This is a genomic window from Trichocoleus sp. DQ-A2, from assembly GCF_039961915.1.
Lineage (GTDB): Bacteria > Cyanobacteriota > Cyanobacteriia > Cyanobacteriales > FACHB-T130 > FACHB-T130.
In genome coordinates this window covers 67,656-90,723 of sequence record NZ_JAMPKD010000014.1, presented here as the reverse complement: position 1 = coordinate 90,723, position 23,068 = coordinate 67,656, and the positions used below count along the sequence as shown (strand labels likewise).

Below are 23,068 nucleotides of genomic sequence, written 5' to 3'. Positions count from 1 at the left end.
CACCCACATGGGTGCCCTTTTAGGATTCAGGGTAGGCACAAAGCCGCTTCCTAAAACTTGTTTAACCCTGCGATCCCATTGCTTTCTGAAAGGCAGGACGTTCCGAGAGTCGCTGGATATAGGTAACAACTGCTGGATATTCGCTCAGGTCGAGCTTCAGCATCATGGGTATATAAGCCAGAATCGACCCTACTGCTACATCGACGACCGTTAGTTCCTCGCCTAATAAAAATGGTTGCCCTGCCAAAATTTCATTCAGCGGTGTCAGCAACTTAGGCGTTTCGCGTTCCCGACTTGCTTCCACAAAAATCCCTGGTCCCAAAGTGGCATTGCCAAATATTACCCATTGGGTGGTTTGTGCTTGTTCCTCCAGAGTGGCTGGCATCTTGCCGTACTTTTGGGCGAGATACAGCAGAATCGCCCCTGACTCCCAGAGTTTAAAATCTCCATCAACAATTGCCGGGACTTTTCCGATCGGGTTAATTGCCAGAAACTCTGGTTGGAGATGAGCGCCTGCCTGCATATCGAGCTGGACGAATTCGTAAGGAACGCCCAACTCTTCAAGATACCACTTAACAATGGATGCCCGACTACGGGCACCGCCATACAGTTTCAACATCGCAGATATCCTAAAGGACTTTATGGGTGTGAGAGTGTTGTTTCACGTTGTCTTCTTTGCGGACAACGCGCTGAGCATTCAGTACTCGCTTGCGTTCGACGGAATAGTTAAAGTCATTGCGGGTAGTGCCCAGAGGAATATGAGATTTGGCCTCTGGTTTGTTCTTATAGGTGCGAACAGATGCGATCGCCCGAAAAGTGAACTCATCGCTAAATTGCGCCTCTTCTGGAAAATCTGCTGGCTTGTAGAGGTTATCGCCGACGATCACTGCACCCATTGTGGTCGCAACAGCCATCTTGTAGGAGGTCGGAATCCCTTTCAGAAGTGCTTCCAGAGCAGCTGATGGGATGGGTTCAATAATGTTGACTTCTTGGACTTCGCCATCTTCCTTGAAGAAACAAGTGGCTAAGCCAAGTAGCAGGTAGTCATTTTCGCTGAGATCGGGAGCATTGGGATAAGAAGTTGCAGTTGTCATAAGACCGTTTTAAGGAACGATTGCCAAACACCGACGGGAGCGCGTAAGTATCGCTTGCATTCTACCAGCATCCATTCAGTTGGGGCAGTGGGGAGAGGTGTAATGGGGAGCATCGCTTCAATTTTCCCTGCTCTTTTGCACCTTTGCATGGTTGTAGGATTTTCACCCCTCGCATCCCCCGCTCAAAATCCATAATTTTTTCCTATGCCAATCCTGCAAGCTTCACAGTCGTCAGTTCTCCTAGACGGGTAAATACGAGATTTAGGGAGTCTCTACAGATAGTTTCAGTAATGCTCTGGATTGGGGCTGTAGATTTCCTAAAGGACATCCAAACCGAACTGAAGGTATAGGAGATCGCTCCAGTGCTGGAAGACGCTTTAAGCAGTGACACAGAACACCCCGGCAACGAATAGGAAGCCGCTAAAGTAGATTCCAGAGAAGTCCAAGGTACCCTTGAGGATGATTATGAACGCTCGCGCAATCAATTTTCAAGACCAGGCAAAACACCAAAACGGTTCGCCGGTTTCATTGACCACCGGCACAGTTCCAAGGCGTTTTAATCTAGTCACCTCGGTATCTGGAGGACACCAGAACCAATCCCTGCGCTCTCTACGCGCTTTAGCAAAGGAAAAAGCTCAACATGGCGATCGCAACGGCGCGATCGCTATCCTGACGACTCTCATCGAACTGAACCCCAGCAGTGCCACTGACTATAACAACCGGGGGTTGATTTATTTCCAGAACGGTCAAAAGGAGCAAGCGATCGCCGACTATAACACGGCGTTGGAACTCGATCCCCACTTGGACAGTGTTTACAACAATCGCGCCAACTACTACGCTTCTTTAGGACAGTTGGCAGAAGCGATCGCGGACTACGAGATGACCCTGGATCTCAACCCTGGCAACGTTCGGGCTTGGATCAACCAAGGGATCACCTTTCGGGATCTGGGACTTTACGACTTGGCGTTAGAAAATTTTGACCTAGTGCTGAGATTAGGTCAGCTACAAGGGAATATCTACGCAGAGCGGGGTCGTACCCATCATCTGCACGGCGACTGGAACTGCGCGATCGCTGATTATCAAAATGCTTTGGCTGTGCTTGCTCCTTTTGGTTCTGCCGGACGCTTGCGCTTGCAAGTCGAAAATTGGATGAACCAACTGCTGAAACCTATCAGCGCTTGAGGAACCATTTAAAATTCAAAAAAATTCAAAATTCAAAATATTTTGAATTTTTACTCATCAGTCGTATTGTTATCCAGCCACACAACTGGACGCTGAGAAGGGTCAACTCGATGGCTTTGTTCCTGCATCACGCTTTTGGCTTGCTGGGGATCGAAGTAGCGGCTGAAGTTATTACTTAAACGATTGACTCGTTTTTCTGTGCGCTTCACTTCTTGTCGGATTTCTCCTAGCTTTGCCTGCTGGGACAGGTGATAAGGCAAAAGTTGCACGAGAGCGGCGATCGCTGCCGATGAAAGCACTACATTTACTGCTAATTTAGCTGTCGTTTCTATTGCGATCGCTCGGTTAGGATGGCGTCGCGGTTGTCGCCGCGTCCGAGGAACTATCCGGCTGTTTGGTGCCGGTTGCTGATGAGGTTGTGAGGGTTCAATAGCATTCATGGTGTCAGGATACCACTCTGGACGCAAGCGCCACTATGTCTGTCGATAGATGTCAAAGGCTTTAAGGGAGGTACCCCTGCCTAGAGTTGCTGCAAGTGAATTAAGAAGCTAGGGATTGGATGCTAAGGACTAGAAACCAGGGGAAGAGGGAGCGGGAGAAGGGGAGCCGATGTGTACTAAAGCCCTCTCATTCCCTCACTCTCTCTTGCCATCAGCGGCTATTCCCTAGCAAGGGGTGACATCTACTTGTACAGTTCCGTTGATAGCCGGAATGCCATGATGCCAGCAAACAGCGCCACAACTAAAGCAATATACACTTGGGTATCGGATATCGACATCGTTTACCAACTCCTTATTTCAGGTTTATAGTTCAACAATTTCGGCTAAATTATGCCCAATATAACCATCTTGTAACAAGATGCAACACAGCCGCGTAAAAATTCTAGCTCCATTGTTTGGCTTGCTTAATGGAATTTTCGACTAAATTTTCCCGACAAAGGTTAAGCTTAATTAAGACAGCAATCATTTTGGCACAATTTAGCCAGTTAATTTTTGCTTTTAGTTTGATAGTTCCAGTTTGAAGCTTGCGTGAATGCTAGACCAAATCCTGAACTCTCCGCTCAATCCGGGACTTGAAGCTCCCCTTGTACTGCTTGTTCTAGTTGTATTAGAGGCAGTGCTGTCAGCGGATAACGCGATCGCCCTAGCAGCTATTGCCCAAGGCTTAGAAGACAGCACGCTCCAGCGTCGCGCCCTCAACTTTGGATTAGCAGTTGCCTACATCCTCCGAATCACTTTGATTCTGACAGCAACCTGGGTAATTCAGTTCTGGCAGTTTGAGTTATTAGGGGCACTCTATCTGCTTTGGCTGGTGTTTCAGTATTTTACTTCTGATGAAGGGGAAGCTCAGGAACATCATGGGCCGCGATTTGCTTCTCTATGGCATGCAATTCCGATAATCGCCGTCACCGATTTAGCTTTTTCCCTCGATAGCGTCACTACAGCGATCGCAATTTCTAAAGATACCTGGCTGGTTCTCACCGGAGGTACGATTGGAGTGATTACGCTGCGGTTTATGGCTGGCTTATTCATCCGTTGGCTGGATGAATTTGTCCATCTTCAGGATGCTGGCTATATCACCGTTGCCCTTGTCGGATTGCGATTGCTCTGCAAAGCGATTCAACCAGATTTAGTGCCGCCAGAGTGGTTAACCATTGCCTGTATTGGGGTGATATTTGCCTGGGGATTTTCTCAGCGCGTCCCCGCTGAGCAAACCGCAGAGATTCAGCAGAAGGAAGAGCAAAAGCGTTAGGCAAAAAAAGATTGAAAATGGCTAATCGCCGATGGCACATTGTTTAAACGCCGTTCGCGATTAGCCGTTGGTGATTTACTCGTAGATCCAGGAAGTCAAGCTCGGCTTCCAGCTCACCAGTTCTTCATCTTTAAACCACAGAGCAATCTCGCGCTGCGCGGTTTCGATAGCGTCGGAACCGTGGATGAGGTTGCGACCAATACTGACTCCATAATCGCCGCGAATTGTACCCGGTTCAGCGGTCAGTGGGTTAGTCGCCCCAATCATTTTTCTAGCGGCTGCGACCACTCCATCGGCTTCCCATACCGTCGCGACTACTGGGCCAGAGGTGATAAACTCGACCAGACCCGCAAAAAACGGTCTTTCTCGGTGTACGTCATAGTGCTGCTCTGCCAGTTCCCGGCTCACACTCATCAACTTTAAGCCAACCAGAGTAAAACCTTTGGCTTCAAAGCGCCGGATGACCTCACCCGCGAGGTTGCGCTGTACACCATCAGGCTTGACCATGACAAATGTCCGTTCCAAGTTTATCTCCTTTAGATTTTACAAACTGATACAAAACACAGATTAGACTAGAAGGCTTTTTAACGCAAAGGGCGCAAAGGTTTACGCAAAAGGATAAGAAGATCAACTTTAAGTAAATTCCCACCGCGTTGACACTGCCAAATTGAGCATCTCACCCAAATCCCCCTTGGCGTTCCTTTGCGGTTTCCTTCGCCTACCTTTGCGTTAAAAGTTTAAATGGATTGCTGCCGATCTACCCGTTATGACGTTCTAAGGCTAATTGAATCAGTTGATCGACTAATTCTGGGAAAGCAACACCCGTCGCCCCCCAAAGTTGGGGATACATACTCGTTGCCGTGAAACCAGGCATGGTATTAATTTCATTAATCAATACTTCGCCAGTGGCTTCAACGTAGAAAAAGTCCACCCGCCCCAAACCAGCCCCATCAACTGCGGCAAACGCTTGAAGAGCCATTTCTTGGATTTGAGTGGCAACGGCATCTGGCACTCTCGCGGGGATCGCTAAATCCGCGCGTCCCTCGGTGTACTTCGTTTCGTAGTCGTAAAAATCACTGTCAAAGGTAATTTCTCCAACGACAGAAGCTTTGGGATTGTCATTCCCCAAAACGGCACATTCTAACTCCCGCGCCACCACGCCTGCTTCCACAATTAAGCGACGGTCGTAGCTGGCAGCGTTATCGAGGGCGGTTTCTAACTCAGCACGCGATCGCACTTTGGAAATTCCCACCGATGAACCTAAATTCGCCGGTTTCACAAAACAGGGATAACCGAGTGTCGCTTCAATTTGTTCGCAAAGCTTGGGGAAAACACAGGGATTCGACCACACTTGCGAGCGATTAACGGTGATGTATTTCACTTGAGGCAATCCTGCATTGGCGAATGCCATTTTCATGGCAATTTTGTCCATTCCCATCGCAGAACCTAAAACCCCAGTCCCGACAAAAGGCACTTGCATTAATTTAAGCATTCCCTGAATGGTGCCATCTTCCCCATTCGGGCCGTGGAGGATGGGAAACCAGACATCTACCTCAGCAGCTTGGGGGGGAGATTGCCAACGATTGAGGCCTGGCGATGGGATTGTAAGTTCGGTATTCGGTGATGCGTTTTCGTTACTGGGTAATTTTTGCGGAGAATTTTCTGAGGCCAGTTGGGATTCCGGGGGTCTTCCAGATGCTAAAACTTGTTGAGCCACTTCCCCGGCTTGCCAACGTCCATCTTTGTGGATGTAGAAAGGCAGGAGTTCGTACTTAGCGCTGTTTTGGTCGGCACTCAAAGCTTGCGCGATCGCCCGTGCCGAACTTAGCGAAACTTCATGTTCTCCCGAACAGCCCCCAAACAGCAATCCCACCCGCATTTTATTCATTTCGGATATTCCTGACACTGCACACCGCCGATAGTTTACTACAGCCTAGAGGCGTGAGACGAACTCCGATACGGAAACTCCCTCAACCCTCTTTGTTATGATGCCAGTGTTATTTGCCTCGCTCAGGAGCGGACAACGAGTTTCCAGGGACGTTGGACAGTCATCGCTTCTTCCGGCTCCAGCACGGCAATCCGCCATCCTCTGCCCCAAGGTCGCGCCAGGACGACCCGATCGGGATTTGCTGCTTTGACCTTTTGAGCCGCCGTAGTGGTCAACTCGCTCAGTGCGATTTTTTCCACGGCTAGAGGTGCGCGAGCGACTGGCGTCAGGTCTGGGGGAGCCTGAATGGTGGGTGTTGCCGTGGGGACTGGGGTTGTGGCGGTGGAAGCCTGGATGCTTGGTTTAGCGGTGGGGAGGGGTGCCGTGGCGGTGCCAGTCTGAATCGCCTGAACCGGGGGTTTTTTACCCTTGAGCTGAAGCGGTTCCTGTTTAGGAAGAATCAGTTGACGAGTGCTAACACCGAGTAAGTAAGTAAAGCGGCAAGTCAACCAAGCAATGCTTCCCGTAGCAATTGCCGTCCAATACACCAATATCAGCGCGTTGTATAAAGTGTAAGCAATGCGAGGGGGAAGATAAACCGCTTCTTGCAAGTCTCGCCGGAGGAGTGGGAGGCGGGAGCTTACTTCAAGTTTCCACAAGGTGATAAATGTTTTCATAGCAGATGCTAGCACCGCGAAATCCTCCGATCCACCTAAAAATCTTATACCGGCACTGGCTGATGCACTTCCAATGGTTCCCCGGTCAAACTAAACGCGCGAACTTCGGTGATTTTGACTTTCACCACTTGACCTTTGAGTTCGGCAATGTTGCCGGTAAAGAAGGTGAGACGGTTGCCCCGCGTACGTCCCATCACCTGGGTGGGATCTTTGGTATTTTGATCTTCTACCAAGACTTCTTCGATGCGACCGAAGTAACGCTGGGACGCTTGAGCCGCTTTAATTGAAACTAAATGATTGAGACGTTGAAGGCGATCGCTTTTTACCTGTTCGCTCAGCTGATTCTCCCACAGGGCTGCTGGCGTTCCCGGACGCGGAGAATAAGCAGCCGTATTTAACAGGTCAAAACCAATATCTTCCACCAGCCGCAGCGTATTCTCAAACTGTTCCTCGGTTTCTCCAGGGAACCCGACAATCGCATCCGCACTAATCGAGGCATCTGGCATATACCGGCGAATCGTGTCAATGATGCGGCGATATTTCTCGTGGGTATAACCCCGTCCCATTGCCTTCAGAATCTCGTTATCTCCTGACTGGAAGGGAATGTGGAAATGTTCGCACACGTTGGGCAATTCGGCACAAGCTCGAATTAACCTTTCGGTGAAATAGCGCGGATGGCTGGTTGCAAAGCGAATCCGGTCAATTCCCGGCACATCATGAACGTAATAAAGCAAGTCTGTGAGCGTATTCTGGTGACGCCCTTCTGCCGTGATTCCTGGCAAATCCCGCCCGTAGGCGTCGATATTTTGCCCCAGCAGGGTGATTTCCTTATATCCTTGCCGCGCGACTTCCTCCATTTCGGCACGAATCGCTTCTGGAGTCCGCGATTGCTCGACGCCGCGAACGCTGGGAACCACGCAGTACGTACAGCGTTCATTGCAGCCGTAAATTACATTCACCCAAGCTGTCACTTTACTGTCGCGGCGCGGCTTGGTGATGTCTTCAATGATATGAACTGCCTCAGTCGCCACTACCTGATTGCCGTTGAAAACTTGTTCCAGCAAATCTTGGAGGCGATTGGCGTGTTGTGGTCCCATGACTAAGTCTAATTCTGGCACCCGCCGCAACAGTGCTTCCCCTTCCTGCTGAGCGACGCAACCCGCAACTACCAGTGTCAAATCTGGTTGTTCGTGCTTGCGCTTCGCCTGTCTGCCTAGATAGGAATAAACTTTTTGCTCGGCGTTATCCCGAATGGTGCAGGTGTTGTAGAGGATCAGGTTTGCATTTTCAGGTTCTTCTGACCATTCAAAGCCCATATTTTCCAGGATGCCAGCCATACGCTCTGAGTCGGCTTTGTTCATCTGGCAGCCAAAGGTGGTGATGTGATACCGGCGGGGAGAAGTGGTCATGGACGGCTACAACAAATCAATGAAAATAATCGGAACTGTATATCTATAGTACCTATCTGGAGAATACAGCTATCGCGTCTTTACATCTAAAACTGCCAGAACTGCCCGTAAGCGTTGCCAAAGTTCGAGAGCGATCGCTCTCACGGTGCCCAAGCACCCACGATCCAAGCACCTATAACCCAAGCAGCGGTGAGTCAGCGTTCTTGAATCTTCAGGCAAGCCTATATTTTCTGACGCTTGTAAAAAATTGCGGGAACAAAGTAGGACGTTTATTCTACGAATTCCGCAATAAATTACAGCATCCTAAACTCAGTTATTCAAATTGTTTTGCAATTTTATCCTGATTATGCATCAGAGAGTCCGAATCAGGCAATAGAAGCTCTGACGAGACATCTACTATGCGCCTTTACAGCTCCCTCTTCTTATCAAGCCTATTAGTTACTGGCTTCGCGGTGAATTTACCAAACCTTCGGGATCGCTCGGAAAATTTGCACCAAGCAGATTCAACCCAAAAACACTTATTTACTCATGATTCAAGGCAGGACAGTGCCCATCGCGGTAGCGGACGAAGAGGAAGAGGAAATTCTGAAGCCGCTTTGAGGGGGTTGTTTCATCTTGATTTGACATAGAATCGCAACCCAGCTTCCCCTAGTTCTACAGGTCGGTTTTTCTATTTTCTGTGAGGATTAAAACAGTCAACATCAGCCAAATAATCGCCAAATTTTAAAAGCCCGTTTTCTTGAATAAAGCGGGCTTTTTATATTATCTTTTTGAATTCGCCTACTTTGCCTTAGTTTATAAAAATCAGCTAATTACTTAGCAAAAAAATTGTAGATGTAACCCTGGAAATTAGCGAGGCGGGCGATCGCTCTCTGGGTTGATGAAAAAGTCGCCAGATGATAAAAAAAGGCGAGATTTCGCGCCTTAAGAGTCTGTAGAGGCACTCTTGCTTGCGCCCCTACAGAGGACTTCAAAGAGACTTCAAAACAACGTTGATAGACTCCTAAGCTGGTTTCCAGGTGCCGTGGAAGCTAGGGGGGATGACACTGGGTAATCCCAAACGACACGCAGGTTGCTCCGAAAGGCGATCGCTATTCAGAATCCAGACTTCGCTAGTGTCGGTGTTGCCGTCATACACCACCGTTAACACCCAACCCTGTTCGGGATTCAGGGCATCAGGGGCATAGATGGGTTCTGAGGGATAGCGATTCTCACCCAAATCGGCTTCCTCTAGGGTGCCAGTTTTGGCGTCAAAACGAGCGATCGCGCCAAATTGTTCTTGGCTAATCTCTACACCTTGCCGATGTACCGATAGATAGGTTTGGGGCGAAGCTTGACCAACCAGATGCTGTGGTACAACCGGGAACTCACAGTGCCGATCTAAGACTTCTTTGATGCTTGTTACCTGGCTAATTGCCGGGTTGAGATGGATTTGCCACAGCGTACTCTTGGCAGGAGTCCGAGTTTCACCCGTCGCGACTTCCTTGAGATACTGATTGGTCTGAAAGTCTTCGTAGCGGACAACATCCACAATCACTGACCCGCTGGCATCTACATAGCCGTTCGCAAAGTGCCACTGATACCAGGGTTCAGTTTCGCCACGACTCACCAACGACAGGGTTTCGCGGTCAAAAACCAAAAACTGAGTACCGAGGTTTGGTTGCCACTCCAGCGCATCGCTATAGCTGCTCATGCCTGTTAGCAACGGCAGCACGTTCACTCGCACTGGCGGCACGAAAAAGACTAAATACTGCCCAGCGAGGACAAAATCATGCACCATTGGGATGCCATCTAGTTGAACTGCCCCCTTTTGCAGAATTTTGCCTGTAGAGTCACTTTTATAAATATTCAGCGTTGCATTCCGTCCGGGGGAAACCCCAAAGTTAAAAATTTCCCCAGTTTGGGCGTCGCGCTTGGGATGAGCGGAATAATGTAATCCGTCACTCAGTCCCGATAAATCATCTAATCCCCAAGTTTCCAGGGTTTGCAGGTCGAGGGCGTGGGGTTTGCCGCCTTCCCACAGTGCCAGCAGTTTATCCGGCAAAGCGAGTACCGAGGTATTGGCGGCATTTTTAATCGGTTTGAACCATTGATTCCAGATGGGGCCTGGTGCGGTCATGCCATAGTTGCCATAGAGCAATTGATTCGCTTTGGCTTCCTCTTGGTATCCCTCTGATTGAACGTAGCGATAGACACCAGAGGCACCAGCATCGCTGAAATGCACCCCTAGAATCGCACCATCCCCATCAAACCAGTGTCCCACCCGGATGCCGCCACGTTCTAAGCGGGCTGGGCCGTTGCGGTAGAGGGTGCCGCGCAAACCTTCCGGTATGTTGCCGGAAAGGAGTGGGAGGGGAGTCAGGGGAAATTCTTGTGCAGGTTGGGCGATCGCATTTGCCCAAGCTTTACGGGTTGACGGTTTCGTGGCTGTGGTCATAGTTCAGGAATAGAAAGCAACAGAAGAAGGGTAAAATTAAGAACTGTTAAGCAAAGTCTTTCTTGAGTGTGAACGATTTTGCGGGAATGTTGGGATATCAGAGGAAGCGCGATCGCGTAGCGCCGACCTGTGTCTCGCGCTCTCCTATGATTTAGAGGGAAGGGATCGCGATCGCTAGAGCAAAAATTGGCTTTATATGAAGAAACTGATTAGAGGGCTGCGTGAGTTTCAAAGTAACTACTTCAGCGAACACCAGGAATTGTTTGAGCAACTCGCTCACGGTCAGAAACCGAGGGTACTGTTCATCACCTGCTCTGATTCTCGCATCGATCCGAATTTGATTACTCAAGCGGCTGTCGGCGAACTGTTTGTCATCCGTAATGCTGGCAACCTGATTCCGCCGTTTGGGGCAACGAATGGCGGCGAAGGCGCAAGCGTTGAATACGCCGTTCATGCTTTAGATATTCAGCAAATTGTTGTCTGCGGTCACTCTCACTGCGGTGCAATGAAGGGACTGTTAAAATTGGACAGTTTGGCGGCAGAAATGCCCTTGGTTCACGACTGGTTAAAGCACGCAGAAGCGACACGTCGGCTAATTAAAGAGAACTACACAGACCTTTCAGGTGAAGAACTTCTGGAAGCCACGATTGCTGAGAATGTGTTAACGCAAATTGAAAATCTGCGGACTTATCCAGCAATTCGCGCTAAACTTCACCGAGGCAAACTGTCTCTCCATGCCTGGATTTATCACATTGAAACGGGAGATGTTTGGGGATACGATCCGATTCGTCAGGAGTACCTGCCACTCTACAGTCAACTTTCCACCAATCAGGATGAATCTGTAGAGCCTAAACCTGAGCGAATTGCCTCAATGCTGTTATCTCCGGAGCAAGCAGAACGAATTTACAGGGGTTCTGCCGCGAGATAAAGGTGTGGGTTATCAAGCGTTTATCTGCTGGTATCTGCAATTTCAATTATTAGGAACCAGCAACCTGAAAATCCTTGCCTCTAATAGGGGTTGGATTTTTAGGTATTTTTACTTTCATTTGTGCAATGGTAATTTGTAGCCTCCACATTAAGGGGGCTATCGGCTTCAAAATTACGCCTCACGGTCTTGATATTAAAAAGGAATTTGAGATCAAAAATTCCAACTTGATCGGCGTTAAAAGGAAATCTGCGATCGCACGTCTCAAAGGTTTAGAAATATGCGATCGCTTACTTTTAAAACCTACCGACTTGCTGCTTCAGCGGTTTCTGACTTCTGGGCAGATCCCTGAGTTCCTAGCTGAATTAGCTCAATCTTGTAGCCATTTGGGTCTTCCACAAAAGCTATCACCGTGGAACCGTGCTTCATTGGCCCCGGTTCCCGCGACACTTTGCCGCCACGCGCCTTGATTTCGTTACAAGTGGCGTAAATATCATCAACGCCAAGAGCTATATGACCGTAGGCATCTCCCAGGTTATACTGCTCTACGCCCCAGTTGTAGGTTAGTTCCACAACTGTATGGTCAGATTCGTCACCGTAACCCACAAATGCCAGCGTGAACTTCCCATCCGGATAATCTTTGCGGCGCAGTAACTTCATGCCCAGCACGTCGCAGTAAAATTTCAAAGACTCTTCTAGGTTGCCGACTCGCAACATCGTATGTAGCATTCGCATCGTTTTGATCCCGAATTCCTTTTTAATATGACGTTTGAGTGTCCGCTCAGGACGTATTCTATTTCAATCCCCGATCGGGATCTTTACACAACAACCCACGCCACCATAGAAACCATATTACATTCAGCCACGCTAGGTGTTTTCGACAAGGGATGACCACCGCTATAACCAGCTGGCTAAAAAGCCTATCTAAGGTTTGCTGATGTGTGAGACACTTGCAATTTTGCTACTGAAGGGTGAAACGGAATGATTAACACGCCAGATACTGCCATCGACGCCATTGTGGCTCGTGAAATTCTCGACTCGCGGGGGCGTCCCACAGTGGAAGCCGAAGTCTATCTGATCAACGGTGTGATGGGATTGGCTCAGGTTCCCAGCGGCGCTTCTACAGGGACTTTTGAAGCCCACGAACTGCGGGATGAGGATGCCAGCCGCTACGGTGGCAAAGGCGTCCTCCAAGCCGTCCAGAATGTCGAGGAGAAAATTGCTCCTGAGTTGTTGGAGATGGATGCGCTCGATCAGGTTTTGGTTGACCGCACGATGATTGAGCTGGATGGCTCGGAAAATAAATCGAATTTGGGAGCAAATGCCATCCTCGCCGTCTCCCTGGCAACTGCCAAAGCGGGTGCAGCGGCTCTGGAATTGCCGCTCTATCGCTATCTTGGGAGTCCCTTATCGAATGTGCTGCCGGTGCCGTTGATGAACGTGATCAATGGCGGTGCCCACGCGGATAATAACGTGGATTTCCAAGAATTTATGATTGTGCCAGTCGGGGCGTCTTCGTTTAAAGAAGCGCTGCGTTGGGGTGCCGAGGTGTTTGCGGCTCTCAGCAAAGTTCTAAAGGACAAAAACTTGCTGACTGGCGTTGGCGATGAAGGCGGTTTTGCTCCTAATTTAGAGTCCAATCAAGCGGCTTTGGAACTATTAGTGGCGGCGATTGAAAAGGCTGGCTATAAACCCGGACAAGACGTGGCGCTGGCGCTAGATGTTGCTGCCAGTGAGTTCTATAAAGAAGGGCAGTATGTCTACGATGGCTCATCTCACTCCCCGGCTGACTTTATTGAGTATCTGGGTAAGTTGGTAGGACAATATCCGATTGTCTCAATTGAGGACGGACTGCACGAAGAAGACTGGGAAAACTGGAAACTATTAACCGAGAAAATGGGCGATCGCGTTCAACTCATCGGCGACGATTTGTTTGTCACGAACCCCATCCGCCTGCAAAAAGGCATCGAGCAAGCCGCCGCTAACTCGATCCTGATTAAACTCAACCAAATTGGTTCTCTCACGGAAACTCTGGAAACCATTGAACTCGCTACTCGCAACGGATTCCGGTCAATCATCAGCCATCGCTCCGGCGAAACTGAAGACACCACGATTGCCGATTTAGCCGTAGCCACGAGAGCCGGACAAATTAAAACAGGTTCGCTTTGTCGCAGCGAACGGGTGGCAAAGTACAACCGACTGCTGCGAATTGAAGATGAATTGGGCGATCGCGCAGTTTATGCCGCTACCATTGGGCTAGGCCCCCGCTAAAGCGGATTAATTCGGGCAGTTTGTGCCAGATAATCGGGTGGCTCGTTCAGGAATTCAGTCAATTTGTCTGTTGTCTATAAAAGGATTGACCGACTTTTGCACAACTCAATATGAAACTAAAAATCCTAGCGATCGCCACCCTATTTGCTCCCCTGTCTGTGTCAGCAGCCGTCCGCGCCGAAGCAGTTAGACCATTACTTCAAATCCAACCCTGTAATAACTGTCAGCTCATCGGCGCTGCTGAAACGACGCCAGACGCTCAAGAGGATTGGCAGGAGTTTTCTTCCTCTGAAGGAGGCTTTGTGGTGCTAATGCCGGGAACCCCAGAGGAAGAAACACATACCGAAAAAGCTGAAGAAGGTGACGTTGAGCAGCATTTGTTTACAGCCGCTACGTCGGATGGTGTCTTTTTAGTCTCCTATGCTGACTTTGCCAACGAGATCGATCGGCTAGAGGCTAAAGAACTCTTGGATGCGGCGACTGAGGGTTATATAACGGATGGCGCGAAGTTAATCGCTCAGCGCCCAATTTCACTGCATGGAAGTCCCGGCAGAGAAATTAAGTATAAAGATTCGGACGGTTCTATTGGTCAATGTCGGATTTTTCTGGTGAACAAGCGGCTGTATCAAGTCAGTACGCTTGGTTCAAATACCAAGGATGTTCAAAAGTTTTTCGGCTCATTTCAATTAGTGCCGTAATCAAAGCATTTGGAGTATTTTTTCACATAAACTCATTCACATTTTGTAGGGGCGTGTTTGTGCCATGCCCCTACACCAGGAATTAGGGGTGAATAAGTACTACAACCAGCGATCGCTGTTTGCCAGCCAATTATTTTAGATACCCGTTTTCTAGACTAGAAAACGGGTTTTTGGTATGTACCTAGCGATCCAATATTTTATTGGGCTGCTACTGAGTCGCGCGATCGCGTCAAATTTTTTCTCGTCGCAGCTAACTTCAGTAAGCCCCTCTGATTGCCAACACCAGCCGCTCATTCGACGACTCCGAAAAAACGATCCCTCAGCCATCCAACTCAACACCCAAAAATCTAAAAGGCGATCGCTACGGGTAAAAACCGAGTTGAGGTAACCCTAGGGTTTCTTCCATACCCAGCATCAAATTGAGACATTGGAGAGCTTGACCAGCTTGACCTTTGATTAAATTATCAATCGCTGACATGACAATGACCCGATCCGTGCGGGGATCAACTTCGATGCCGATATAGCAAAGATTAGTCCCGCAAGCCCATTTCGTTTGAGGGTAGATGCCGCCTGGTAATATTTTCACAAAAGGCGAAGCACGGTAGAAAGCTGAAAAGATGGTAATTAAGTCTTCTCGCACTAACCCCGGATCGCGCAAGTTGGCATAAACGGTTGATAGAATCCCGCGCACCATTGGAATCAAGTGAGGGGTAAACTGCACTGTAACTTCGTGACCGGCGAGATCGCTACAAACTTGCTCAATTTCGGGGGTATGTCGGTGCCGTCCGCCAACACCGTAAGCTCCTAGCGTATTATCTGCCTCAGCCAGCAACAAATTGGTTTTCGCTTGCCGTCCGCCGCCGGAGGTGCCAGATTTGGCGTCGATAATCGCAGTTTCTGGTAAGACTAACCCTTGCTTGAGTAGCGGCGAGAGTGCTAGCAAACTGGCGGTGGGATAGCAACCCGCACAACCTACTAACTGGGCGTCGGCAATGCGATCGCGGTATAGTTCCGGTAAGCCGTAAACCGCCGTAGTTGCGAGTTCTCGGTCTTGACGTTCTCCCCCGTACCAAGCTTGATAGGTTTCCGGGTTGGAAAATCGGTAATCGGCGGATAAATCCAGCACTTTGCACCCCTTCGCCACTAGCGTCGGTGCCATCTGATAGGCAAGACCATTGGGCAAAGAGAGAAAAACGGCTTGACAGCGATTGGCAATGGTATCTAAATCAAGCGGTTCTATCTTTAAGTCAACGCGATGACCTAAATGGGGGTAAAGGTCGGAAAATGACTTTCCAGCGCTACTCTCACCACCTAGGTAAACCAGTTCGACTCCTGGATGCTCCATCAAGAGTCTTACAAGTTGCACACCACCATAGCCTGACGCGCCAACAATTCCAACAGGCACGCGCCCTAAATCACCCATGATGCTTGTTCCCTAAAAAGTTTAAATTTTAAACGCTCAGCGGTCAGCAAAGCGCAGTCAACCAAAGTCAGTACTGAGCGATCAGGATACGGCATTGCCACGTCCCTAATGGTTGCTGAATAGAATTTCTTTGTCATTGCTTATTCCTCAGTCCTGCTAAAAGCTGATGGCTGAAAGCGACTTTTGCTGCATTGTAGTATTAAAACCAAGATTTGGTGGTAGAAATATCAGCGTCATCATTTAGGGTTACAAGGTTAGCTGCGGGGAATTCAAGGTTGGCTAGAGCAACTGTTCGGGGAGTGACCGACTCTTTTGGGAATTTATCCTTATAGAAAAGCACCGCTCCAATTGATATTTTGGGCGGTGCTGCGTGGTCTAATTAGCGTTATAAATCAATATCATGACATATTGCGCTTCTCACTTGAACCAAATGTGGCAGAAGAACCTAACGCCCTAACTCTCTTTTAGGCAAGGTGCGAGGGAATCCTTCTTTCCCTTAATTCCTACTTATAGCAGTCATAAATGATTCGTGAAGGCGAGATCCTCGACAACTCTTACAAATTCGGGGAGCTGAAGGGCTGACATCACACAACTCAATTTGGAGCGCTATAGCAGTCCGAGGGGATTTCTACGAGATATTTTAAACGAATCGTCTTAGCGATCGAGCATAGCTGAGGGCGTCCGCGCTATAGAATATAGAAGATAAAAAAAATCAGTTTTTTTAAACTACTATCTATGAATCTCAATTTAGTTATTTATATAATCATTTTCTAAGCTTATATTTTAATCTCAAAACGGTAATATTTTGTATTTCAATCGAATTACTTTCATAGAGATAACTTTAAAAAAACTAATAATGTGAGATTCATTTATTCAATTTGTTTTAACAACTCGGAGGGAGATACGCTTAAAGCTTTTGCTAAACGGACGATATTAACAAGGGAAACATTTCTCTCGCCCCGCTCAATACCACCGATGTAAGTGCGGTGTAACCCGGTTAATTCTGCTAATTTTTCCTGGGAAAGTTCGCGTGTCTTTCTTAATTTTCGGAGTTGTTTGCCAAATTTTTCGAGTTCGGGATTAGCCGCCATAATTGAGAAAGAAGGTTGTTTTAGATAACGATAAGTCTACAGACGATAAGTATCAATTTGAGCGATCGCCGTCGAATTCGCGCGATCGCGCCGCTGGGGGCTGCCCACAGGCTACTCTCAAAAAGAGATACTGGATCTATGGTTTATTGCGCTAATTAATCTGTGGAATTGTCTCAAAGCAAAGAGGCGCAAAATCGCGCTTCTTCAACCCAACCGTTTAAATTTGACGCGATTGACGCCGCCTTGGCAGACCTGAAGGCTGGGCGGGTGGTCGTGGTAGTAGATGATGAGAGCCGGGAAAACGAAGGCGACTTGATTGGCGCGGCTCAGTTCGCCACGCCCGACATGATTAATTTTATGGCGGTGAATGCAAGGGGTTTGATTTGTCTGGCGCTGACAGGCGATCGCTTGGACGAACTGGATCTGCCCTTGATGGTTAGCAACAACACCGACAGCAACCAAACTGCCTTCACCGTCAGCATCGACGCCGCACCGAATATGGGAGTTCGTACCGGCATCTCAGCGGAGGATAGGGCGGTGACGATACAAGTCGCCCTTAACCCAGCAACCCAGCCGAATGACTTGCGCCGTCCCGGTCACATTTTCCCCTTGCGGGCGCGGGAAGGAGGCGTCCTGAAACGAGCCGGTCATACAGAAGCCGGTGTTGATTTGGCAAGATTGGCGGGATTGTACCCGGCTGGGGTGATCTGTGAAATTCAAAATCCCGATGGGTCGATGGCGCGGTTGCCACAGTTAATCGAGTACGCCAAGACTCACCAACTGAAAATTATTAGCATTGCTGACTTAATTAGTTACCGCCTCAACCACGAACGGTTTGTCTGCCGGGAGACGATTGCTGAACTGCCGACTCAGTTTGGGAATTTTCAAATTTACGCCTACCGCAACAGCCTGGATCAATCCGAACACGTCGCAATTGTCAAGGGAGACCCAGCCGAGTTCTCAGACCACTCAGTGATGGTGCGGATGCACTCGGAATGCCTCACGGGTGACGCTTTGGGTTCTATGCGCTGCGACTGCCGCATGCAGTTGCAAGCGGCGCTGAAAATGATTCAGAATGCCGGGTCGGGGGTTGTGGTTTACCTGCGCCAAGAAGGACGGGGAATTGGGCTGGTTAATAAATTGAAAGCATACTCGTTGCAAGACATGGGGCTGGATACCGTCGAAGCAAACGAGCGCTTAGGTTTCCCTGCTGACTTGCGGGATTACGGGGTGGGGGCGCAAATTCTCAACGATTTGGGAGTGAAAAAAATTCGCCTGATTACGAATAATCCCCGCAAAATTGCAGGTTTAAAAGGTTATGGCTTAGAGGTGGTGGATCGGGTGCCGCTGTTGATTGAGGCGAATGATTATAATTCCATCTATCTAGCGACCAAAGCGAAAAAGCTGGGTCATATGCTGTTGCAGACGTATTTAATCACCGTAGCGCTGCACTGGCAGGATGAGCCGGAGTCAGTCACGAAGCGCTACGAACGATTAGAGAAACTACGGCATTTGGCAAAAACTCACGATTTGTTGTTGCAGGAAGAAACGCGACCTGTTGGGATCGCTCTGTTCGGCACGCCATCGTTAACCGTTCACTTAGGTTTTGACCAACCCAATCTGGCGTCACCGGATTGGTATCAGCAGACAGGACATCCTTATGTGCGAGCGATCGCGCAAATTCTGGATGCTTTGAGCGCGTGGCCTCAGTTGCAATATCTAGAATTTATGGTTTCGACTGGAATAGACCCCCTGACAGGCTTACAAATCCAGCTAGACCGGCAGAACTTCCCCGCAAGTACCCTGCCTTCGTCAGTTTGCCATCAGTTAGAAACCCAGAAAATCTACAGCTTTCAGAGTGGTGAGGGCTAAGTAGAGTGAGGACTGAGTAGAGTTAGGAAGGTTTTCAGCTAACGTTTGTGAGCTTTTACTTGATGAGCGTCTAAGTAGATTGGGATAAATAAACTTAACGGATAGGACTGTTTATCGCTCATGGAAAATTGAAAATTACCATGAACAATCAACGATAAACGGGCTTATTGAGTTATGTTTATTTTCACCGAGTTACTTAATTCCGTAATTTCTAGTAATGAAGCGATGCACTACAGATATAAAGCTATCACCGTTATAGGAACTGCCGCCTTACTTAGTGGAGGGACGACAGCTATCTATGCACAGGCTCAGCCCCTACTCTTTCCTCAGCACTCTTTCCCTAGCACTCTTATAGTGGCTCAGTCGAGTGCAGAGGAATTATTCAATCGGGGGATGGAGAAGTATAACCAAGAAAACTATAGCGGCGCTTTCAATGATTTCACCGCTGCAATTCGCCAGGATGCCAACCTGACTAAAGCCTACTACAGCCGAGGGTTGGCAAGGCGGAAGCTAGGAGATAATCAGGGAGCGATCGCAGATTACACGGAGTTGCTAAAGCGAAATCCCCAGAATGCCGATGCCTACCTCAATCGGGGTGTAGTTTATGCCGACCAAAAAAAGTATGGGGAAGCAATTGAGGATTACACCAAGGCGCTGAATCTCGACCAGAAAAATGCGATCGCTTATTACAACCGGGGGAACGCTCGCAGTGCCCTAGGAAATCCTAGAGGAGCCGTTGAGGACTACAGCAAAGCGATTCAGCTTCAGCCTAGGGATGCCACCGCCTACGTGAATCGGGGGAATGCTCGCGTTCAACTGGGAGAAACCCAGGAAGCGATCGCTGATTTTACGAAGGCTCTGGGTCTGAACCCTAATCTAGTAGAAGCTTATTACAATCGCGGGATTGTCCGGCGGCGGCTGGGAAATATCAAGGAAGCGATCGCGGATTATGATCAAGCCATCCAGCGCGATCCCAACAATGCAGCAGCTTACTACAATCGAGCGATCGCTCGTCAGCAAATAGGCAATCCTCAAGCAGCCATTGCCGACTATACCGAGGCGATCTCTATTTCTCCCAACTTTGCTAAAGCTTATGGCAACCGGGGGCTGCTGCGCTACGAAACCGGCGATGCTAGAGGCGCAATTGAGGATTTACAAGCATCTGCGCGACTTTTCTCCGAGCAAGGATTAACCGCTGACTCTCAAAAGGCATTGCAATTGCTGAGACAGTTAAAATAGACCGCCTCCGTCATCGAAATGAGCCAGTGCCCATCTTCTGCCAGATCCCAACCACGTTCTGAGGTGAAAGTCGGTCAGGGTTGTTATTTTTCGCAAACACCGCTGGAATTTTGTACACCCTTTTTCAGAGGAGATAGGGTAGAGATCGTGTGCCGCTTCGCAAGGATACGTCTCTTTAATTACAGCAAATCCAACCGCATCTCATTACTTTCGCTAAAGCCAAGACTAGAGTAGACTGGCTTACCTGGTGGGGAGGCGTGTAGGATAACCCTTGTGCAGTTAAGCGATTTTAGATGGTCGATCGCACAAAGCGTAAGTTTCTTGGCAAGTCCCTGTCTGCGGTGAGGCGGTTCAACGTAAACTCCCCAGATGTATCCATATTTGCGAGATTCCGGTTTGAGGATATGCGGGTAAAGACCAGCAAACAGCTGACAACTTGCTGAAGCGATCGCTCTCCCATCAATCTCCGCCACAAAAGCTTTGTAGCATCCCTCTTTTCGAGCGCCTTCTATAAACTGGAGCGTAATGTTGAGCCAGTCAGACTCAATAGAATCAGAAGGAACATGATTATCCAGCCACATTTGATAAAAATGTTGAGCAATTAGAGAATCTTCCTCTGGAAAAGCCTCTCTGATATGGGTTTCTTTCTCCATCATGTGTATTATCTGAACAAAGAAGTTTAGCAATTGTTAGTAATCTGGTTTCTGGATTGTGCCATACCATAAAGAGCTGCTCCACAAGCTATTAATAAAATAATCTAAAGGATACTCCTAAATCAATCAAATTTCTTTAAAAAATCAGCTCTTGTCTCTTCCTCTATAGTCTCAGTATTTCGGCGGTTGTTCAAAAGAAATAGTTTTTATAAATCAAATAGAAATTACCAAAAAATGAGTTTCGATGTAATTGTTATCGGTAGCGGAATTGGCGGATTAACCGCAGGGGCGTTACTTGCCCGTTACGGAAAACGAGTGCTAGTGTGCGAAAGTCACGCGATCGCTGGTGGTGCTGCACACAGTTTCTCGCGGCAGGGATTTCATTTTGACTCTGGCCCCTCATTTTATTGCGGACTCACCCCTGAAAGCGGTCTAAATCCATTACAGCAAGTGTTAGAAGTTCTGGGAGAGTCGTTGCAAGCTGTTCGCTACGATCCTATGGGTCACTATCACTTTCCTGAAGGCACTTTTCCCGTTTACAGTAATGCTGAACGGTATCGGCAAGCTGTTGCTGAAATTACGCCTCAAGGTGCAAGAGAATTAGAACAATTTGAAAAACGTCTACTACCTCTTTACGAATCGCTGCGGGGGATTCCTACCATTGCTTTGAGAGCAGATTGGCAGATAATACCAGTAATTTTGGGGCAATATTTACCATCTGTATTGAAACTGCTACCGCATCTGAGAATCGTCCAAGGTTCTGTTGGCGATGTGATGGATCGAGAGGTGCGAGATCCTTGGGTGCGGCGCTTAATTAACTTGGAATGTTTTCTACTTTCTGGTCTTAAGGCACACGGTACAATTGCCCCAGAGGTGGCATTTATGTTGGGGGAACGTTCTCGCGCCGGTGTCGAGTATCCTGTTGGGGGAAGTGGCGCAATTGTGGATGCTTTGGTGCGCGGTTTAAAGCGTTGGGATGGGGAATTAAAATTGAACGCTCATGTTGAGCAAATACTAATTCAATCGGGAAAAGTAACAGGCGTTAAGTTAAAAAATGATGAAGTTATTAACGCGCCCGTAGTAATTTCTAATGCTACTCTTTGGGATACTTATACTAAGTTATTGCGCCCCGAAGATTTGCCGCAATCTTATCGTCAGCAGTCTTTAGAAACCCCGGCGGTTGATAGCTTCATGCACTTACATTTAGGCATCCGTGCTGAGGGTTTGGAAAATCTAACGGGACATCATGTGGTAGTTCACGATGCGAGTAAAGATATTACCGAACCGGGGAATGCTTGCATGATTTCTATCCCGTCGGTGTGGGATGCTAATCTTGCACCAGGGGGACATCATGTAGTTCACGCCTACACGTTGGAACCTTATGAGGGATGGCGGCGAGATGAAGGGTATGAGGAGAGGAAAAAAGAGCGATCGCAATCTCTATTCCGTGCATTAGAGAGAGTGATTCCGGATATACGCGATCGCATTGTATTAGAACTTATTGGCACACCGTTAACTCACGCTTACTACTTACGCCGCTATCAGGGAACATATGGCCCGGCAATTGCAGCTGGTAAAGGGATATTTCCAGGCACACAAACGCCGATTTCGGGATTGTATCGCGTGGGGGATAGCACAATGCCAGGAATTGGCGTTCCCGCTGTTGCTGCTTCGGGAATTTTGTGTGCGAATACTTTAGTAACTCCGCAAGAAACAGCAAATTTATTAAAGTTATGAAATACACAAACATATTTTTTCATGTTTAATTTAACGAGACTTTAAAAAATACAAAGAGCCTTTTTCAGCGCTTCGTGTACTAACATCAGTATGTCTGATGGTAAAATTCCCAACTGCCTCTGAAATACTGATTCATGGACAGTTGCAATCTTATCAGCCCTAATCAAAGATGTTTTTTTCAGACCTACTTGTAAAAACTCCGGATGGTCTTCTTCAATCACAACCCAAGTTTCACGCAAAGCATCGACAGGCATTTTTGAGAAAATACCCAAAATAATCAACTCTTCTCTATGAACTGCTAAAACAAGAGCTGGTCTAACTTTTGTGGCAGTTAGATCGCTAAATGGGAAGCGCACCAACCACACTTGTGCTGGCTTAGGCTTCGTCATTATAGATATCTTCCTCTGGGTCGTTCCACTCCTGAAAACCTGTTTCTGCCAGCTGCATCATCGTAACGGTTTCCACTCTTTCTTCAATATCTGCCATCAGTGCTACAAGTTCCTCCACTGGTAGCTGGAAGATCATGGCTTTAATTTCTTCAACATTTTGATTCGATGTCATAAAGATCCTTCTTTGAAAACGGACTTTGTTTGTGTAGAGGCGATCGCACCTTTCCCCAAAATGCGATCGCGTTTTGAGAAATGAATCACTCCAGGCGCTCCAGAAATTTGCACAATCACC

26 protein-coding genes are annotated in these 23,068 nt (G+C 48.2%); 9 read left to right on the top strand and 17 right to left on the bottom strand.

What is annotated here, in order from left to right; all coding sequences use genetic code 11:
* Positions 1 to 61 precede the first annotated feature (61 nt).
* Positions 62 to 619: a glutathione S-transferase family protein gene (locus tag NC997_RS15800; RefSeq protein ID WP_190426881.1), complete on the bottom strand. Its 558-nt coding sequence runs from the start codon at positions 617 to 619 to the stop codon at positions 62 to 64.
* Between the two features lie 10 nt (positions 620 to 629).
* A complete protein-coding gene (locus NC997_RS15795) occupies positions 630 to 1,094 on the bottom strand; it encodes a hypothetical protein (RefSeq protein WP_190413324.1) in 465 nt (154 codons plus the stop codon).
* 465 nt (positions 1,095 to 1,559) lie between these two features.
* Between NC997_RS15795 and NC997_RS15790 the strand changes: the two genes are divergently transcribed.
* Positions 1,560 to 2,276, top strand: a complete 717-nt coding sequence (locus NC997_RS15790) for a tetratricopeptide repeat protein (protein ID WP_190413322.1) — start codon at positions 1,560 to 1,562, stop codon at positions 2,274 to 2,276.
* A 50-nt stretch (positions 2,277 to 2,326) separates the two neighbouring features.
* Here NC997_RS15790 and NC997_RS15785 read toward each other — a convergent pair whose 3' ends face one another.
* Both NC997_RS15785 and psaM read right to left on the bottom strand, forming a co-directional pair.
* Positions 2,327 to 2,716 (bottom strand): hypothetical protein, encoded by a 390-nt coding sequence (locus NC997_RS15785; RefSeq protein WP_190413320.1) that lies wholly within the window; start codon positions 2,714 to 2,716, stop codon positions 2,327 to 2,329.
* A 242-nt stretch (positions 2,717 to 2,958) separates the two neighbouring features.
* Positions 2,959 to 3,054: a photosystem I reaction center subunit XII gene (gene psaM, locus NC997_RS15780; RefSeq protein ID WP_190413318.1), complete on the bottom strand. Its 96-nt coding sequence runs from the start codon at positions 3,052 to 3,054 to the stop codon at positions 2,959 to 2,961.
* Positions 3,055 to 3,308: 254 nt separating this feature from the next.
* Here psaM and NC997_RS15775 point away from each other — a divergent pair, with 254 nt between their 5' ends.
* A complete protein-coding gene (locus tag NC997_RS15775; RefSeq protein WP_190413317.1) occupies positions 3,309 to 4,028 on the top strand; it encodes a TerC family protein in 720 nt (239 codons plus the stop codon).
* Positions 4,029 to 4,103: 75 nt separating this feature from the next.
* Here the strand turns inward: NC997_RS15775 and ndk are convergent, their stop codons facing one another.
* From ndk to NC997_RS15745, 6 genes are all read right to left on the bottom strand, one after another.
* Complete coding sequence (gene ndk / locus NC997_RS15770; RefSeq protein ID WP_190413315.1) at positions 4,104 to 4,553, bottom strand: nucleoside-diphosphate kinase; 450 nt, start codon at positions 4,551 to 4,553, stop codon at positions 4,104 to 4,106.
* A 232-nt stretch (positions 4,554 to 4,785) separates the two neighbouring features.
* The gene (locus NC997_RS15765; RefSeq protein ID WP_190529937.1) at positions 4,786 to 5,916 is read right to left on the bottom strand and encodes a D-alanine--D-alanine ligase family protein; all 1,131 of its coding nucleotides are present in this window, start codon (positions 5,914 to 5,916) and stop codon (positions 4,786 to 4,788) included.
* Positions 5,917 to 6,038: 122 nt separating this feature from the next.
* Positions 6,039 to 6,647 (bottom strand): hypothetical protein, encoded by a 609-nt coding sequence (locus NC997_RS15760; RefSeq protein WP_190529935.1) that lies wholly within the window; start codon positions 6,645 to 6,647, stop codon positions 6,039 to 6,041.
* A gap of 29 nt (positions 6,648 to 6,676) precedes the next feature.
* Positions 6,677 to 8,041, bottom strand: a complete 1,365-nt coding sequence (miaB, locus tag NC997_RS15755; protein ID WP_190413310.1) for a tRNA (N6-isopentenyl adenosine(37)-C2)-methylthiotransferase MiaB — start codon at positions 8,039 to 8,041, stop codon at positions 6,677 to 6,679.
* Positions 8,042 to 8,110: 69 nt separating this feature from the next.
* Complete coding sequence (locus NC997_RS15750) at positions 8,111 to 8,260, bottom strand: hypothetical protein (RefSeq protein ID WP_190432246.1); 150 nt, start codon at positions 8,258 to 8,260, stop codon at positions 8,111 to 8,113.
* 784 nt (positions 8,261 to 9,044) lie between these two features.
* Positions 9,045 to 10,478, bottom strand: coding sequence for a carotenoid oxygenase family protein (locus tag NC997_RS15745; protein WP_190529933.1), 1,434 nt, complete (start codon positions 10,476 to 10,478; stop codon positions 9,045 to 9,047).
* A 196-nt stretch (positions 10,479 to 10,674) separates the two neighbouring features.
* Here NC997_RS15745 and NC997_RS15740 point away from each other — a divergent pair, with 196 nt between their 5' ends.
* Entirely contained in the window at positions 10,675 to 11,406 is a 732-nt protein-coding gene (locus tag NC997_RS15740; protein ID WP_190529931.1) for a carbonic anhydrase, read from the top strand.
* A 300-nt stretch (positions 11,407 to 11,706) separates the two neighbouring features.
* On the opposite strand, the gene gloA is transcribed toward NC997_RS15740, so the two are convergent.
* Complete coding sequence (gene gloA, locus NC997_RS15735; RefSeq protein ID WP_190413304.1) at positions 11,707 to 12,138, bottom strand: lactoylglutathione lyase; 432 nt, start codon at positions 12,136 to 12,138, stop codon at positions 11,707 to 11,709.
* Between the two features lie 246 nt (positions 12,139 to 12,384).
* Here gloA and eno point away from each other — a divergent pair, with 246 nt between their 5' ends.
* The 3 genes from eno (at position 12,385) to NC997_RS15720 (ending at position 14,760) form a co-directional block, all read left to right on the top strand.
* Complete coding sequence (eno, locus tag NC997_RS15730; protein ID WP_190529929.1) at positions 12,385 to 13,674, top strand: phosphopyruvate hydratase; 1,290 nt, start codon at positions 12,385 to 12,387, stop codon at positions 13,672 to 13,674.
* Between the two features lie 110 nt (positions 13,675 to 13,784).
* Positions 13,785 to 14,372 carry a hypothetical protein gene (locus NC997_RS15725; protein WP_190425659.1) on the top strand — a complete coding sequence of 196 codons (588 nt, stop codon included), beginning with the start codon at positions 13,785 to 13,787 and terminating at the stop codon, positions 14,370 to 14,372.
* Between the two features lie 175 nt (positions 14,373 to 14,547).
* A complete protein-coding gene (locus NC997_RS15720; RefSeq protein WP_348257803.1) occupies positions 14,548 to 14,760 on the top strand; it encodes a hypothetical protein in 213 nt (70 codons plus the stop codon).
* On the opposite strand, the gene argC is transcribed toward NC997_RS15720, so the two are convergent.
* Positions 14,734 to 15,795, bottom strand: coding sequence for an N-acetyl-gamma-glutamyl-phosphate reductase (argC, locus tag NC997_RS15715; RefSeq protein ID WP_190529927.1), 1,062 nt, complete (start codon positions 15,793 to 15,795; stop codon positions 14,734 to 14,736). The genes NC997_RS15720 and argC overlap by 27 nt on opposite strands.
* Before the next feature lie 869 nt (positions 15,796 to 16,664).
* A complete protein-coding gene (locus NC997_RS15710) occupies positions 16,665 to 16,886 on the bottom strand; it encodes a helix-turn-helix transcriptional regulator (protein WP_190413297.1) in 222 nt (73 codons plus the stop codon).
* A gap of 162 nt (positions 16,887 to 17,048) precedes the next feature.
* Between NC997_RS15710 and ribBA the strand changes: the two genes are divergently transcribed.
* Together ribBA and NC997_RS15700 are read left to right on the top strand one after the other, a co-directional pair.
* On the top strand, positions 17,049 to 18,758 hold the full coding sequence (gene ribBA / locus NC997_RS15705; protein WP_339380239.1) for a bifunctional 3,4-dihydroxy-2-butanone-4-phosphate synthase/GTP cyclohydrolase II: 1,710 nt from the start codon (positions 17,049 to 17,051) through the stop codon (positions 18,756 to 18,758).
* A gap of 174 nt (positions 18,759 to 18,932) precedes the next feature.
* A complete protein-coding gene (locus tag NC997_RS15700) occupies positions 18,933 to 19,997 on the top strand; it encodes a tetratricopeptide repeat protein (protein ID WP_190529923.1) in 1,065 nt (354 codons plus the stop codon).
* 179 nt (positions 19,998 to 20,176) lie between these two features.
* On the opposite strand, the gene NC997_RS15695 is transcribed toward NC997_RS15700, so the two are convergent.
* Entirely contained in the window at positions 20,177 to 20,653 is a 477-nt protein-coding gene (locus NC997_RS15695; protein ID WP_190529921.1) for a GNAT family N-acetyltransferase, read from the bottom strand.
* Between the two features lie 231 nt (positions 20,654 to 20,884).
* Here NC997_RS15695 and NC997_RS15690 point away from each other — a divergent pair, with 231 nt between their 5' ends.
* Complete coding sequence (locus NC997_RS15690; protein WP_190529919.1) at positions 20,885 to 22,387, top strand: NAD(P)/FAD-dependent oxidoreductase; 1,503 nt, start codon at positions 20,885 to 20,887, stop codon at positions 22,385 to 22,387.
* Positions 22,388 to 22,428: 41 nt separating this feature from the next.
* On the opposite strand, the gene NC997_RS15685 is transcribed toward NC997_RS15690, so the two are convergent.
* The 3 genes from NC997_RS15685 to NC997_RS15675 are packed head-to-tail and all read right to left on the bottom strand — an operon-like array spanning position 22,429 to position 23,067.
* Positions 22,429 to 22,776, bottom strand: a complete 348-nt coding sequence (locus tag NC997_RS15685) for a type II toxin-antitoxin system PemK/MazF family toxin (RefSeq protein WP_190529917.1) — start codon at positions 22,774 to 22,776, stop codon at positions 22,429 to 22,431.
* Positions 22,763 to 22,948, bottom strand: a complete 186-nt coding sequence (locus tag NC997_RS15680) for a hypothetical protein (RefSeq protein ID WP_190529915.1) — start codon at positions 22,946 to 22,948, stop codon at positions 22,763 to 22,765. Before NC997_RS15680 ends, NC997_RS15685 begins: the two co-directional genes overlap by 14 nt.
* A complete protein-coding gene (locus NC997_RS15675; RefSeq protein WP_348257802.1) occupies positions 22,945 to 23,067 on the bottom strand; it encodes a hypothetical protein in 123 nt (40 codons plus the stop codon). Before NC997_RS15675 ends, NC997_RS15680 begins: the two co-directional genes overlap by 4 nt.
* Position 23,068 lies beyond the last annotated feature (1 nt).

Excerpts from the sequence above, each read along its gene's own strand:
- NC997_RS15785 (WP_190413320.1), bottom strand. The coding sequence starts at position 2,716 with ATGAATGCTATTGAACCCTCACAACCTCATCAGCAACCGGCACCAAAC.
- NC997_RS15740 (WP_190529931.1), top strand. The coding sequence starts at position 10,675 with ATGAAGAAACTGATTAGAGGGCTGCGTGAGTTTCAAAGTAACTACTTC.
- NC997_RS15725 (WP_190425659.1), top strand. The coding sequence starts at position 13,785 with ATGAAACTAAAAATCCTAGCGATCGCCACCCTATTTGCTCCCCTGTCT.
- NC997_RS15695 (WP_190529921.1), bottom strand. The coding sequence starts at position 20,653 with ATGATGGAGAAAGAAACCCATATCAGAGAGGCTTTTCCAGAGGAAGAT.
- NC997_RS15800 (WP_190426881.1), bottom strand. The coding sequence starts at position 619 with ATGTTGAAACTGTATGGCGGTGCCCGTAGTCGGGCATCCATTGTTAAG.
- gloA (WP_190413304.1), bottom strand. The coding sequence starts at position 12,138 with ATGCGAATGCTACATACGATGTTGCGAGTCGGCAACCTAGAAGAGTCT.
- NC997_RS15745 (WP_190529933.1), bottom strand. The coding sequence starts at position 10,478 with ATGACCACAGCCACGAAACCGTCAACCCGTAAAGCTTGGGCAAATGCG.
- NC997_RS15765 (WP_190529937.1), bottom strand. The coding sequence starts at position 5,916 with ATGAATAAAATGCGGGTGGGATTGCTGTTTGGGGGCTGTTCGGGAGAA.
- NC997_RS15685 (WP_190529917.1), bottom strand. The coding sequence starts at position 22,776 with ATGACGAAGCCTAAGCCAGCACAAGTGTGGTTGGTGCGCTTCCCATTT.
- NC997_RS15700 (WP_190529923.1), top strand. The coding sequence starts at position 18,933 with ATGTTTATTTTCACCGAGTTACTTAATTCCGTAATTTCTAGTAATGAA.
- NC997_RS15775 (WP_190413317.1), top strand. The coding sequence starts at position 3,309 with ATGCTAGACCAAATCCTGAACTCTCCGCTCAATCCGGGACTTGAAGCT.
- miaB (WP_190413310.1), bottom strand. The coding sequence starts at position 8,041 with ATGACCACTTCTCCCCGCCGGTATCACATCACCACCTTTGGCTGCCAG.
- NC997_RS15680 (WP_190529915.1), bottom strand. The coding sequence starts at position 22,948 with ATGACATCGAATCAAAATGTTGAAGAAATTAAAGCCATGATCTTCCAG.
- argC (WP_190529927.1), bottom strand. The coding sequence starts at position 15,795 with ATGGGTGATTTAGGGCGCGTGCCTGTTGGAATTGTTGGCGCGTCAGGC.
- eno (WP_190529929.1), top strand. The coding sequence starts at position 12,385 with ATGATTAACACGCCAGATACTGCCATCGACGCCATTGTGGCTCGTGAA.
- NC997_RS15790 (WP_190413322.1), top strand. The coding sequence starts at position 1,560 with ATGAACGCTCGCGCAATCAATTTTCAAGACCAGGCAAAACACCAAAAC.
- NC997_RS15710 (WP_190413297.1), bottom strand. The coding sequence starts at position 16,886 with ATGGCGGCTAATCCCGAACTCGAAAAATTTGGCAAACAACTCCGAAAA.
- NC997_RS15720 (WP_348257803.1), top strand. The coding sequence starts at position 14,548 with ATGTACCTAGCGATCCAATATTTTATTGGGCTGCTACTGAGTCGCGCG.
- NC997_RS15690 (WP_190529919.1), top strand. The coding sequence starts at position 20,885 with ATGAGTTTCGATGTAATTGTTATCGGTAGCGGAATTGGCGGATTAACC.
- psaM (WP_190413318.1), bottom strand. The coding sequence starts at position 3,054 with ATGTCGATATCCGATACCCAAGTGTATATTGCTTTAGTTGTGGCGCTG.
- NC997_RS15795 (WP_190413324.1), bottom strand. The coding sequence starts at position 1,094 with ATGACAACTGCAACTTCTTATCCCAATGCTCCCGATCTCAGCGAAAAT.